Raw genomic sequence first — 13141 nt, forward strand, 5'->3', positions numbered from 1 at the left:
TCCGCCCCGCCCGGTCCCGTGACGGGAGGCGGTGCGACGTAGGCTGATCAGCCATGTCGGCGCAACCACTGCAGGAACTTGTCGAGCCAGGCTGGGCCCAGGCCCTCGAACCGGTGGCCGACCAGATCGCGGCCATGGGTGACTTCCTACGCGCCGAGATCGCCGCGGGCCGCACCTACCTGCCGGCCGGACCACATGTGCTGCGGGCCTTCCAGCAGCCGTTCGACGAGGTGCGGGTGCTGATCGTCGGCCAGGATCCCTACCCGACACCGGGGATGGCCATCGGCTACAGCTTCGCGGTGTCCCCCGAGGTGCGCAGGCTCCCCGGCAGCCTGCAGAACATCTTCCAGGAGCTGAGCGCGGATCTCGATCTGCCCAGGCCCGCGGGCGGCGACCTGACGCCCTGGACGAGTCAGGGCGTCCTGCTGCTGAACAGGGCGCTGACGACCGCGCCGCGCCAGCCCGGCTCGCACCGGGGCAAGGGCTGGGAGCAGGTCACCGAGCAGGCGATCCGGGCGCTGGCCGGGCGGGGCAAGCCGCTGGTCGCGATCCTGTGGGGTCAGGACGCACGTAGCCTGCGGCCGTTCCTGGACGGTGCGGCGGTGATCGAGTCCACGCACCCGTCGCCCCGCTCGGCGGACCGTGGCTTCTTCGGGTCCCGGCCGTTCAGCCGGGCCAACGACCTGCTGCTCCGGCAGGGCGCGCAGCCCGTCGACTGGCGCCTTCCGTAGTCCTGGTAGCCCTGGCCTGCCTCGGTGGATCCGAGGCAGGCCAGGCCAGGGCGTCAGGTCACGTGCCGGGCCAGGGCGCGTGCCAGATCAGCAGGTGGTCGTGGCGAGCAGGTCGAGCGAGACGGCTTCCGCCATCTTCTGGTAGCCGGCCAGGCTCGGGTGCAGGTTGTCCGGCGAGGCGTAGGCGGGCAGCAGCTGGGACGGCTTCGCCGGGTCGCGCACGGCGGCGTCGAAGTCGACCACGCCGTCCGCCAGGGTCTGGGTCCGGACCCAGGTGTTGATCTGCTGCCGGTAGTTCTCGCTGTTCGGCGCGAGGAACGTGCCGTCGACGATGGCGTTGGCCGCGGGCGTGATCGTGCCCAGCCAGATCTTGAGGCCGGCGGCGTGCGCCTTTGTGATCAGCTCGGTGTAGGCGTCCGTGATCTGCTGTGGGGTGACACCGTTGCCGAGCCCGAGGTCGTTGATGCCCTCCAGGACCAGGACTCCGGCGACACCGGGAATGTCCAGCGCGTCCGCCTGGAAACGGGACAGGCCGCTGGGCCCGGCGAAGGAGATCAGGGTGCCGAGGAGCTGGTTGGAGCCGATTCCGGCGTTGACGACGGAGACGGCCAGGCCGGCCGCGTTCACCCGGCGCTGCAGATAGTCGGGGTAACGGCCGTTCTTGTCGGCCACGCTCTTGTCCGCCGGAATGCTCACCGGGCTTCCGCCGACGAAGCCGTCCGTGATGGAGTCACCGAACGCCACGACCGACCGGGCGCTGGCCTGCACGTCGAGCCCACTGACGTAGAACCAGCTCAGCGTCTTCTCGGTGAAACGCGAGTCGCTGGTCTGGGTGGTGAGGTCACCGACGCCGGCCCTCGTGTAGTAGGAGGTCGCGTTCGCGTTCCAGTGCCGGTTCGGCGGGCTGGTGGTGGCCGGCAGGTACATGCTGATCGTCAGCGGCGCGAACGTCTCGACCGCCAACGCGACCGGGTCACTGACGATCTCCTGGCCGGCGGGCACGGTCACGGAGGCCGAGCCACCGAACGTGACCTCCACCGGAGTCCCGATCGCGGCGCCGCTGCGCTGCCGCGCGGCCGTCACGTGGGCGAAGGTCAACGGGCTGGTGCCGAACCGGTTGCTCAGGTGGATCCGCGCCGATGACCCGCTCAGGTGCGGTGTGATCACCGTCCGCAGGGTCTGCCTGGTCAGCCGCTCGGGAATGATCCCGAGGGACGGGTCGACGAACGACGAGGCGTCGGTGGGGCTGGCGGCCCAGCTGGCCACCCACTGCTCGGCCCCGCAGGTGCCGGTGGGGGCAGCGGAGACCGACGTGGCGCCGGCACCGGGGGCTGCGAGTCCGGTACCTGCCAGTCCGGTACCCGCCACGGCTAATCCGAGGGCCGCCACGACGATGGCGGCCTTTCGTGACCTCATGCGCATGCTCACTGTCTCCTTCTCACGCCTGCCGTCTGATGGTCGAAGGCTGTTTGATGGCCGCGAGTCGTGCCCGGAGCGCAATGGCGAGTGGGCCGAACGACCATGCCAACGGCCGGGGATGTCCCGTTTCGTCATCTCCGTGCCCGGCATGGAAGCTATTACCGCCGAAATTTCCTCGTCAATGCCAGCTACCCGTTGGTGCCTGAATTCTTGCGTGCATGGCGGAGCTTGCCCCATGTCTTCTTCGGTGCGAACGGGCGGTGGCGCGTCCCATCGGGAAGAAAAGTGGGACGTGGGCATCCGGAAAGTCTCACAATTAAATCGAGCCTCGGTCATCTCGATTTCGACCGCGGTCAATATGGAGGGACATCGAGCGACATGGTGGGATAGGGTGGTCCCGGACTTCGAGTGATCACGTTGGATGCCGGTCGTCATGCGCGGTGGCGCATCGGTTACTAGTCTCGCGCCCGTGGGATGGCCGGCGGCGGGTGCGGTGCTGGGCGGGGAGCGCGATGCGCTGCGGCTGCCGTCCGTCCTGGCCAGTGCTGACGTCGCCGAACGATGGGTGTGCCGGCTCGCGGTGGAGTCCGGCCTGGCTGCCGACGACTGCGAGTGGCTGGCGCTGGCGGTGCGCGAGGCCGTGGTCAACGCGGTGATCCACGGGAATCGCCTCGATCCGGACCTGCCGGTTCGTCTGCTCCTCGACCGCGCCGAACGCCAGATCACTGTGACTGTCAGCGACCAGGGCCCGGGTTTCACCCCTCGCGTGGCGAGCGATCGCGAGGTGAACCTCACGCCTTCGGGTCGGGGGCTGATCCTCATCGCCCACGGCGTCGATGCCCTGGATGTCATTCGCCGCGCCGATCCACCGGGATGCGACGTCGTCCTGGTGAAACATCTACCGGAAGGGCAGCCCCGATACCCATGAAGATCAACCGTCGCCAGCAGAACGGCGTCACGATCCTCGACCTGTCCGGAACGATCACTGTCGGGGAGGGGGACATCGAGCTTCGTGAGGCCGTCAACGACGAGATGGAAAACGGCACCCGCAATCTCCTGCTCAACTGCGCCAGCGTGACCACGATCGACAGCGCCGGTGTCGGCGGGCTCGTCAGCTCGTACACCACGGCCCAGAAGCGCGGTGGGAACCTCAAACTGCTCAACCTCTCCCAGCGGGCCAATAATCTTCTGGTCATCACAAAGCTGATGAGCGTGTTCGAAATCCACGACGACGAGAAAGAGGCGGTCGCCAGCTTCTGAGCCTGGTGGGTCTGCTGCCTCGGACTTTGGTTGCCGCAGAGCAAGAGTTGAGGATTTCGGTTGTTCCGACAGCCGAAATCCTCCACTCTCGGTGGTTGTCAAACGGCTCGGCGCCCCTTTTGTCTCTCTTGAGCTGTGTTGCCGGTGCGGCGCGACGGTGCCGGACCGTCAGCGGCGGCGGGTGGCGAAGTGGTGGGCCATGGCCTCGAGCAGGCGGGTGTCGAACCGCAGGTCGGCGCAGGCCCCGACGGCCTCGGCGAGGTGGTGGTGCACGAGCCGTTCCGCCTCCGCCCGGCCGAAGGCGCGCACCGCGTTGACCTTGCCGGTGTCGTGGCCGGTGTCCTTGCCGAGCAGGTCGTCGGTGGCGGTGAGGTCGAGCAGGTCGTCGCGGATCTGGAAGACGATGCCGGCGTGACGGGCGTACCGCTCGACCAGGCTGATCTCCCGATCCGGCCGGCCCAGGAGCATCATCAGCGGGACCAGCGCCGCCTCGATCGACGTCGAGCTCTTCAGCCGGTACATCTCCAGGATGTCCGCGCCGGTGACCGGGCCGTCGTCGGCCCGGCGGGCGAGATGCAGATCCAGGTTCTGGCCGCGGCACAGGCGCTCGGGGCCGAGGGTGGAGCCGGCGTAGGCGACGACCTCGACGACCCGCACCGGCGGGAAGTGCTCGTGCAGGCGGGCGAGCTGACCGAACCCCGAGGAGATCATCGACACGGCGGCGAGCTGCACGCTGCCCTCGTCGAAGACCCGGTGCGCGGTGGGCCGTCCGCGCCGGGTCGTCGCGTCGTCCTGGGCGGGCAGATCGTCGAGCAGGAGGCTGGCGGTGTGGAACAGCTCCGACGCCGCCAGGAGAGGCTCGATGGCGCGGGTCGGCACCCGCAGCCCCTCCGCCAGCATGAGGGTGAGCACAGGGCGCAGCCGCTTGGCGTGCCCGCCGAGTGCGTAGGCCCGGATGGCGTCCAGGTCGTGGGCCGGCGCCTCGGCGGGCTGGTTGGCGCTGTGCACGATGTGGTTGATGTGGCCCAGCCGGTCGGCGGTGAAGGTGCGGACATCGACAGCGCCGGGATCCCGCCGGCTCAGGATCTGCTCGCTGCGCAGCCGCAACCGGGTGTCGCTCGTCTCCAGCGCACGCACGGCGCAGGCCCGCAGCCCGGTCGCGGTGCGCAGGAACCGGGCGATCTCGGCGCTGACGTCATAGCGGCGCAGGAGCCGGGCGGCTCGAGCCGGATCGGCGGCGAAATGCTCGGCGAACTTGCCTGCGCCGAAATGCTCGAGCGCGTCGCAGACCGCCGGGTCGTCCTGGAACACCTCGGCGGCGACATAGGCCCGGTAGGCGAACAGGTCGTACAGCGGATCGGTGTCGGTCACCTCCGGCGGCGCGGTGAACGGGGTCAGCCGGCCGGCCGCCGTGTCCTGTTCGACGTCCCGCAGGTCGTCGCTGAACTGGCTGAGGAACTTCAGGAGCAGGGCCCGGGTGTAGAAACCGTCCGGCAGCTCGCGGCGGCCCAGAATGTTCGCCACGATCCGGCTCATGCCAGCCTTGATGAAGATGTCCGGATACAGGACGCGTATCCCCTGGGCCCGGACGTCGTCCGCCGTGCGGGCGGCGTCGCGGTCTTGGGCCAGATACATGGCCTGGGCGGCCCGGTAGAGATTCCGGTGTCGGTCGAAGGGATAGTGCGTACGCATCAGGTCGTAGAGGCCGCACAGTTCCTCAGCGAGCGGATGGTCGGGCAGGGTGGCGCTGTCGACGTCCTCCCCGGTGGCCAGGGCATGGGTCAGCAACTGGTGGTAGCGCTCGCGGTCGGGCGATGGGAGCCGGTCGTGCGGCACGTCGTGGAACGAGTCGTCGACGATCGCGTACGCCGCACCGTAGGCGTAGCCGGCGGCCAGCAGCCGGGTCAGGTGGGCGACGCGGACGGGCTGGTCCGCGTCCAGGGTGTCGTAGGCGCCGATGGCCAGCACCCCGGCGAGCGTCCGCACCACCTTGCCCATCGCCCCGGCCGCGACGACATCCTCGGGCAGCGCGTGGTGCAGCCGGTTCAGCCGTTCGGTGAGCCAGTCGACCTCCGGGACCCGGTCGAGCTCGGGCAGGTGGCGCACGAGTGACCGGGCCACGCCGTGAACTCCATGCCGCTCGTCGATGTCCGCGACGATGCGGCGCGCGCTGGGCAGGCGGACCTGCGTCCCGTTGACGATGCGCGCCATGACCTCGGGGGAGGGCACCTCGGCGAGGTTGTAGACGGCGAAGTAGTTCACCTCGTGGGTCAGCCGCTCCCGTCCGTCGGCGCGCCGGCGCGCGGACGGCCGCGTCGACCACCATTCCGGCACCAGGGCCTGCGGTGCGCGGGCGAGGTGGTGGTGGCGGCGGTGGCGGTCGGCGACGCGTTCCAGCTCACGGGTGCAGGCGTTCACATGTTCGGCGACCCGGTCCGGGTTGCGATCACGCCAGCGGTAGTAGTCGTCCAGAGTCCGGCGGACCCCGGTGTCCAGCCGCGGCGCCACCAGGTCGTCCGGGCCGAACAGGTACGGCGCGACGATCCCCGGCGACGCCCCGCCCGACCGGGCCGCCGCCGGTTCCGGCCTCGGTCGCGGTGCCGGTTCCGCCTGTTTGTCCACACAGCCCATGCTGGGGACCTCGCCGCCTCCGGTCCCCGGTTTACCGAACCTGGCGGCCGTCACCCGCGGCGACCGTCGCGAAGCCCGGGTTCATGCCGGGCCGGGTCAGCCGGTGAGGACGTAGCCCTGCGCGCCCTCGACGGTCTGGCCTTCGCAGGCGGCGTCCGGGGAGACGAAGTGCTCGCCGGCGGACGTCCGGCAGCGGATGATCACCCTCGTGGCCGGGGTCGCCGGCTGGGCGTTGAGGACCCAGCCGAGGACGCCGACGACCTGCTGTCCCTCGCAGTTCGCGCTGCCCGAGGTGAACGAGTCACTGCCGATCAGGCAGGCGTAGAGCGGGTAGGTGCCAGGCACGTCACCGGACTGGTAGATGGATCCGAGCGTGCTCTCGGCCCAGTAGCCGGCTGGGGCGGGCCCGGTCAGCACGGTGTGATCCGCGCCGTTGTAGTAGCGGACGAGGGCGACCGTCGCCGGGGCCGGAGCCGCGGTGGGAGCGGGGTCGGGCGATGGAACCGTGGTGGCGGTCGGTGCCGCGCCGGCCTGGTCCGTCGCGGTGGCCGATCCGGGGGACTCCGCCGGAGCGATCGCGGTCTCGGTACCTGCCGGCGACGCGGCCGCGTCGGACGTCGTCGCTGTCGGTGGGGTGGCCGTCCCGGGCTGTGGCGGGCTGAGGGCGGCACTCTCCGCCTGCTGGTCCGCGCCGTCGCGGTTCGCGGCGATCGTGCCGGCGGCGATCGCGCCGGCGACGAGTACCGCGGCCAGGGCGGCCCCGGCGGTGATGGCGGGCCGGCGGGCTCGGCGCCGGCCGGCCGGCTGACCGGGATCGACCTGGGTCGGGTCCAGCGGTCCGGCGGCTGGGTCAGCGGCCTCCACACCGGTGCGCGCCATCGCCGGGACGCCATCGGCGGACCAGCGCGGCGGCATGGGCGAGGACGTCCGTACGGGCGCGGGCGGCTGCGGTGGTGGGCCGGGCAGCGGCGATGTGCGGAGCAGCGCGGATGTGGCCGGCGACCAGAGCCGGTCCACGGTGTGCTGGGTGAGGTCCTCCGCCGCCGCGAGGCTGGTGATCTCGGCGCCGAGGATCGCGGTGAGTGCCTCGTCCGCGCTGGGCCGGCGGGACGGATCCTTGTCGAGCGCGCGGGTGAGCAGCCCGAGGAGACGAGTCGGCACACCCGTCAGGTCGGGGGAGTCCCGCAGCATCCTGATGGCCGTCGCGGCGGGTGCCTCGGCGGGGAACGGATGCCGGCCGCGTGCCGCGTAGACCAGGCACATGGCCCAGGCGAAGATGTCCGCCGCGGGCCCGGCCCGCTCGCCCAGCAGCTGCTCGGGAGCCATCCAGGCGACGGTGCCGAGAACCGCACCGGTGCCGGTGTGGGCGGTGCCGTCGAGCGCCCGCGCGATGCCGAAATCGATGATCTTGGGTCCGGTCGGGCCAAGCAGGATGTTCGACGGTTTGAGGTCACGATGCACCAGGCCGGCGGAATGGGCCGAGAGCAGGGCGGCCGCCAGGCCGCTGCCGATGGCGACGAGCCGGGCCTCCGCCAGGCTGCCATGGGCGCCGATCTCGGCGGCGAGGCTCACCCCCGGGACGTACTCCATCGCCAGCCACGGGGACGCGGCATCGACGTCGGCATCCAGGAACTCGGCGACGAACGGGCCGCGCAGCCGGCGGACGGCGGTGACCTCGCGCCGGAACCGCTCGCGGAGCTCGGCGTCGCTGACCAGGTCGGGCCGGATCACCTTGACCGCCGCGGTTCGCCCGCCCGCGTCGCGCCCCAGGTAGACGGTCCCCATGCCGCCGGAGCCGAGCCGTGCCTCGAGCCGGTACCGCCCGACGACAGCTGGGTCGGAAGCGACGAGCGCCGCCAGCATCCGGGCTCCTCACGCGACGGACAATCAGGGCGTCCCGCAGCCTAACCGCCTGATTTCGCCGCGCCCGATGGTGGCGGCCCCCGCACCCGCCGGTGCCGGCCTCAGATGAGGGCGACCAGGCGGCCGGTGACTCTGTTGGCAGCCAGGTCGGCGAGCCCCTGGGGGATGTCGTCGAAGGTGATCTCGGTGAGGGTGGGGTCGAGGTCGCCGGAGGCGACGTACGTGTAGAGCTCGGCGATGTCGGCCTTGGTGCCGCCCCGCGAGGCGATCAGCCGCGCCTTGCGGCCGACCATCACGCCCAGCGGGATCAGTGCCTCGCTGACGCCGAGGCCGACCTGGACGACGGTTCCGTCGAAGCGGACCGCCCGCAGCGCGCCGGCCGTCGTCGAGCCGAAGCCGGCATAGTCGACGACGAGATCGAAGTCCTGGTCCTCCCACTGGGCGACATCGGTGACGAGCTGGGTGACCCCGAGCCGCTCGGCAAGCGGCCAGACATCCCGCTTCGGTTCCGCGACATGGACGTCCATGCCGTTCAGGACGGCGATCCGGGCGGCTATCTGGCCGAGGCCCCCCAGGCCGATCACTCCGACCTTCATACCGGCCTTCGCCTCACCGCGACGCATGAGAGCGTGGTACGACGTCATGCCGGCGTCGGTCATCATGGCGCCGTGGGCCCAGCCGACCTCGTCCGGGATCGCGACGAGGTCGTCCGCTGGCGACACCTGCTTCGTGGCGAAGCCGCCGTCGTAGTGGAAGCCCGGGCACCGGCTGGTGTTCGTCGGGCAGACCGAGGCCCGATCGCCGACCTTCCAGTCGCCCACGTCGGAGCCCACAGCGCTGACGACACCGGCCAGCTCGTGACCGATGATCGTCCCGAGCAGCCAGTCGGCGCCGTGGCTTTCGATCTCCATGACGTCGGAGTGGCAGAGCCCGGATCCCCTCACGTCGAGGACGACCTCATCCGGGCCGGGCTCGGGATCCGCCTTCTCGACCAGTGCCAGTGGCTTGCCGAACTCCACGAGCTGCCATCCCCTCCCGGGCGCCGTATCCTCTCTCGCTCCCTCGTCGGGCGTTCACGCGCGGTCTCGCTGGCCGTTGCCGATGGGCCGAAGGCGACCATCGGCAACGGCCCGACCCACCGCATCCCTCGCTGACCGGTCCGGACTGGGCTTACCCGCTCCGACCGGGTCTACCGGCCCGTGGTGGTTCCGGCGACGGCGGCGCGGGCGCGCTGGCGGAACTGCTCGAGCTTGTCCTGCGGCTGGATGATCTGATGGCTGCGCGGCTGGACGCTGATGTCGTGCCCCTCGGCCGCCCGGCGCAGCGCGCCGACGGTCGCGTCCTCCTTCCTGATATGCGCGAACGGGTCGAACGAGTACCAGCGCATCGCGTTCTCGTACGTCATCCTGTTGATCTCTTCGGCCGGGACGTTCCACTTCTGGAAATCGGCCCACAGCCCCTCGGGGGCGGTCGGCCAGGCCGAGTCGCTGTGCGGGTAGTCGCACTCCCAGGCGATGTTGTCGATGCCGATCTCGTGCCGCAGCCCGACCCCCAGCGAGTCGGCGATGAAGCAGGTCAGGAAATGCTCACGGAAGACCTCCGACGGCTTCTTGCCGCCGAAGTCCTGCATGGTCCAGGTGGCGTGGGTCTCGAACGTCCTGTCGGCCCGCTCCAGGAAGTACGGGATCCAGCCGGTGCCGCCCTCGGACAGTGCGATCCGCAGCCCCGGAAAGTCCTTGAGGACCCGGGACCACAGAAGGTCCGCCGCGGCCGAGACGATGTTCATCGGCTGCAGAGTAATCATGACGTCGGGCGGTGAGTCGACCGCCGGCACGGCGATCCGCCCGGACGAGCCGATGTGGATCGACAGCACCGTGTTCGTGTCGCACAGCGCCTCCCACAGCGGGTTCCAGAACTCGTCGTGAAAGCTCGGCATGCCCATGACGGCGGGGTTCTCGCTGAACGTCAGCGAGTGGACGCCGCGCGCGGCGTTGCGGCGGACCTCGGCCGCGCACAGCTGGGCGTCCCAGATCACCGGGATCGTCATCGGGATGAACCGGCCCGGATAGGCGGCGCACCAGTCCTCGACGTGCCAGTCGTTGTAGGCCCGCACCAGCGCCAGCGAGAAGTCGACGTCCTCGGTGACGAACAGCCGGCCGGCGAAGCCCGGGAACGACGGGAAGTTCATCTGGGCCAGCAGGCCGCCAGCGTTCATGTCCTTCACTCGTTCGTGCACGTCGTAGCAGCCGGGGCGGATTTCGTCGAGGCCCTGCGGCTCGAGGCCGTACTCCTCCTTGGGCCGGCCGGCGATCGCGTTGAGCGCGGCGTTCGGGATCACCGTGTCACGGAACTTCCAGACGTCGGTCCCGTCGTCGCGGTGCACCAGCTGGGGCGCGTCGTCCTCATACTTCTTCGGAAGCCGGCCGACGAACATGTCCGGCGGCTCTATGACGTGGTCGTCGACACTGACCAGAATCATGTCGTCGAGATTCATGGCACTGTCCTCCTCGGCTTCTCGTGTTCGAACGAGACCCGCATGAGCCGCATCTTCGGGGTCGGATTCATCTGCAGGGTCTCGGACATCTTCAGCTCACCGGCGGCCGAGGCGGCCTTCACCCGATCGAGGATCACCTCCGGATCGCCCTCGATCACGTACTGCGCGATGTACGGGCCGTCGTCGCCGACCGGCTCAAGCCGCCGGCCCGAGAGATAGCCCTCGAACGCGACCATCTCCGGGACGTGCACCTCGTCGTACCAGCGGTTGAACTCGGCTAATGTCTCCGGATCCCGGTTCACCGGACTCGACTCCACGTGCAGGATCCAGCGGGGGAGTTGCTCGGTCGCCACGATCTCCTCGTTTCTCGGCTCGGCTGCGGACACGGGTGCGGTTGCAGGCGCGGTCGAATGCGTCAGGTGCGGGGGATCCAGCCGCCGTCGATGTTGAGGGTGTGACCGGTCACCCAGTCGCTGCCGGGGCCGACGAGGTAGAGGAGGCCGGGGACCAGCTCCTCGGGGTCGCCGAACGGGAACGGGATCGACTTCTCGATCACCGCCCGCACTGCCGGCGGTGCGACGATCGCGCCGGCCTCGGTGTTGACGTAGCCCGGCGCGATGGCGTTCACCCGGATGCCGAACGGCGCGAGCTCACGGGCCAACGACAGGGTCATGCTGACCACGCCCAGCTTGGAGATGCCGTAGGCGTTCGCCCCCATGAACGCACCGCCCGACGACTGGTTCACGATCTTCCCGTAGCCCCGTTCCTTCATGTGGGGCAGCACCGCGCGGACGCACAGCAGCGGGCCGGTGAGGTTCACCGCCATCGTGCGCTCCCACAGGTCCAGCGGCATCGTGGTGAGCGTTCCCCGGCCGACGACCTCGGCCATCAGCGCCGCGTTGTTCACCAGGATGTCCACGGACCCGAAGCGCTCCGCCGCCGCGGCCGCCATGGCGTTCACGCTCGCCTCGTCGGCGACGTCGGCCCGCACCGCGAACGCCCGATGCCCGGCCGCGGCCAGTTCCTTCGCGGCCGTCTCGGCGCTGTCGAGATTGATGTCGGCCAGGACCACGGCGGCACCGGCCTCGGCCAGCCCCTTCGCGTAGGCCTTGCCGATACCACCAGCCGCGCCGGTGACGATCGCGACCTTTCCCTGCAATGTGGCGCCCTCTGACATGGTGAATCCTCCTCACAGGCCAGTGGCGGGAGAGTTTCGGACGGCGGCACCGTCTTCAGCGAGCCTTTTCCGTCTCACGTTTGTCGAGCGCTGTGGCCACCCGCCCGGAGTAGACGATGGAAAAGGCTCAGTCGTCGCCCTTTCCCAGCAGCATCGGGAAGGAGCCGATGGACCGGACACCCGGCGTGAAATCGAGTCGGGCTCCCGGCCTGATCCGGTAGTGCGGGATACGTGCATGCCATTCACGGAGCACGACGCGCAGCTCCATGCGGGCCAGATGGGAGCCGAGGCAGCGGTGTACCCCGCCACCGAAGGCGATGTGGCGGTTGGTCGTGCGGTCGAACCGGACCTCGCCGGCGTCGGCGAGCTCCTCCTCGTCGAGATTCGCCGAGCCGAGGTACACGTAGACCTCGTCGCCCCGGTGCACCGGGCAGCCGACGAGATCGGTGTCAGCCATGGCGACCCGGGAGACGAGCATGACCGGGGATTCCCAGCGCAGCAGCTCCTCGACGACCTTGTCGATGTTGCCGGGGTCGGCGACGACCTCGGCGCGGCGCTCGGGGTTCTCCGCGAGGTAGGCCATGAACGTGTCGAGCGACGCGGAGACGGTGTCGAGGCCGGCGGTCAGGAACAGGAAGCAGATGTCGAGGAGCTCCTCGCGGGTCAGCGTCTCCCCGTCGATCTCGGTCGAGATCAGATGGCTCAGGAGGTCGTCCCGGGGTTCCCGCTCCCGCTCGTCGAGCACCTCGTCGTAGTAGGCGTAGATCTCCTGCGCGGTCCTCGCCTTGAGCGCGGCGACGTCCGGATGGTTCACCGGCAGGCCGAGCAGCACGGCCGGGCGGACGATGCCGTCCTTGAGCCGGAGGAACGTCGGGAGGTCGTCGAGCGGCAGCCCCAGCAGGGTGAGGAAGATCTGGGACGGCAGCGGAATCGAGAACTGCCGGGAGAAGTCGATCTCCTCGGCGCCGGCGAAACCGTCGATGAGGTCGTGGACGAGTTTCCGGACCGGCTCCTCCCACCGTTCGATCGCCTGCGGGGTGAAGATCGGATTGATGAGCTTGCGGTACTTGCGCTGCTCAGGCGGGTCGTACTCGATCGGGATGAGTGGCCGCACATTGCCGAGGCGGCCGGCATGCGCCGCGGAGGAGTAGACCTCCGGATACCTGAAAATCTCGTCGACCGCCTGCCGCCCGGAGGCGATGACCGCCGAGCCGAACATGCCGACCGTCCGTCGGGCCCGACCGGCGTCCCGCAGAGCCTGGTACGTCGGCTTCGGATCCCTCGCGACGTCGATGGTCATCAGTTCGACGATGCTTCCGCCACAGGCGCCACCCGAGGCCGCCGCGACGCCGACGGTGCCGCCTTCGACGGACCCACCGTCGCGGGCTAAGTCGTCAACCATTCTCCGCTCCTTGTCCGTCAGACCGATCGGCCTGGTGGGCCTGTGGCCCGGTGGGGCCGAAGAATCCCGGCGGCGTGATGCCGGCCGCCGTCGGACGGAAGAATATAGTTGACCCAGTCGTCTGTCTACGCGGTGGCGGGAGCGCGCGGAAGCGCCCCGGCTGC

The 13141-nt window shown here is 70.0% G+C and carries 11 protein-coding genes; 3 read left to right on the plus strand and 8 right to left on the minus strand.

Translation table 11 applies throughout. The features are described 5' to 3' along the window. Positions 1-53: 53 nt before the first annotated feature. Positions 54-731, plus strand: coding sequence for a uracil-DNA glycosylase (locus CcI49_RS14155; protein ID WP_054569433.1), 678 nt, complete (start codon positions 54-56; stop codon positions 729-731). 87 nt (positions 732-818) lie between these two features. On the opposite strand, the gene CcI49_RS14160 is transcribed toward CcI49_RS14155, so the two are convergent. Beyond that, positions 819-2147, minus strand: coding sequence for a GDSL-type esterase/lipase family protein (locus CcI49_RS14160; protein WP_235498258.1), 1329 nt, complete (start codon positions 2145-2147; stop codon positions 819-821). Positions 2148-2643: 496 nt separating this feature from the next. On the opposite strand from CcI49_RS14160, the gene CcI49_RS14165 reads away from it, so the two are divergent. Together CcI49_RS14165 and CcI49_RS14170 are read left to right on the plus strand one after the other, a co-directional pair. Then, a complete protein-coding gene (locus CcI49_RS14165; protein ID WP_347280119.1) occupies positions 2644-3078 on the plus strand; it encodes an ATP-binding protein in 435 nt (144 codons plus the stop codon). Continuing rightward, positions 3075-3410, plus strand: a complete 336-nt coding sequence (locus tag CcI49_RS14170; RefSeq protein WP_116437398.1) for an STAS domain-containing protein — start codon at positions 3075-3077, stop codon at positions 3408-3410. The genes CcI49_RS14165 and CcI49_RS14170 overlap by 4 nt, the downstream gene beginning before the upstream one ends. A 168-nt stretch (positions 3411-3578) precedes the next feature. Here CcI49_RS14170 and CcI49_RS14175 read toward each other — a convergent pair whose 3' ends face one another. The 7 genes from CcI49_RS14175 to CcI49_RS14205 all read right to left on the minus strand — a co-directional run bounded on the left by CcI49_RS14175 (position 3579) and on the right by CcI49_RS14205 (position 12977). After that, positions 3579-6041 (minus strand): polyprenyl synthetase family protein, encoded by a 2463-nt coding sequence (locus tag CcI49_RS14175; protein ID WP_054569431.1) that lies wholly within the window; start codon positions 6039-6041, stop codon positions 3579-3581. Between the two features lie 96 nt (positions 6042-6137). Then, positions 6138-7904, minus strand: coding sequence for a serine/threonine-protein kinase (locus CcI49_RS14180; protein WP_054569430.1), 1767 nt, complete (start codon positions 7902-7904; stop codon positions 6138-6140). Positions 7905-8005: 101 nt separating this feature from the next. Further along, complete coding sequence (locus CcI49_RS14185) at positions 8006-8923, minus strand: alcohol dehydrogenase catalytic domain-containing protein (protein WP_076827056.1); 918 nt, start codon at positions 8921-8923, stop codon at positions 8006-8008. 170 nt (positions 8924-9093) lie between these two features. Then, positions 9094-10398 (minus strand): amidohydrolase family protein, encoded by a 1305-nt coding sequence (locus CcI49_RS14190; RefSeq protein WP_054569428.1) that lies wholly within the window; start codon positions 10396-10398, stop codon positions 9094-9096. Beyond that, positions 10395-10724: a hypothetical protein gene (locus CcI49_RS14195; RefSeq protein ID WP_347280120.1), complete on the minus strand. Its 330-nt coding sequence runs from the start codon at positions 10722-10724 to the stop codon at positions 10395-10397. Before CcI49_RS14195 ends, CcI49_RS14190 begins: the two co-directional genes overlap by 4 nt. Positions 10725-10813: 89 nt before the next feature. After that, on the minus strand, positions 10814-11575 hold the full coding sequence (locus CcI49_RS14200) for an SDR family oxidoreductase (RefSeq protein WP_054569427.1): 762 nt from the start codon (positions 11573-11575) through the stop codon (positions 10814-10816). Positions 11576-11702: 127 nt separating this feature from the next. After that, a complete protein-coding gene (locus tag CcI49_RS14205; RefSeq protein ID WP_083473647.1) occupies positions 11703-12977 on the minus strand; it encodes a cytochrome P450 in 1275 nt (424 codons plus the stop codon). Positions 12978-13141: the final 164 nt, after the last annotated feature.

Source organism: Frankia sp. CcI49, from assembly GCF_001983215.1.
GTDB classification, from domain to species: domain Bacteria; phylum Actinomycetota; class Actinomycetes; order Frankiales; family Frankiaceae; genus Parafrankia; species Parafrankia irregularis.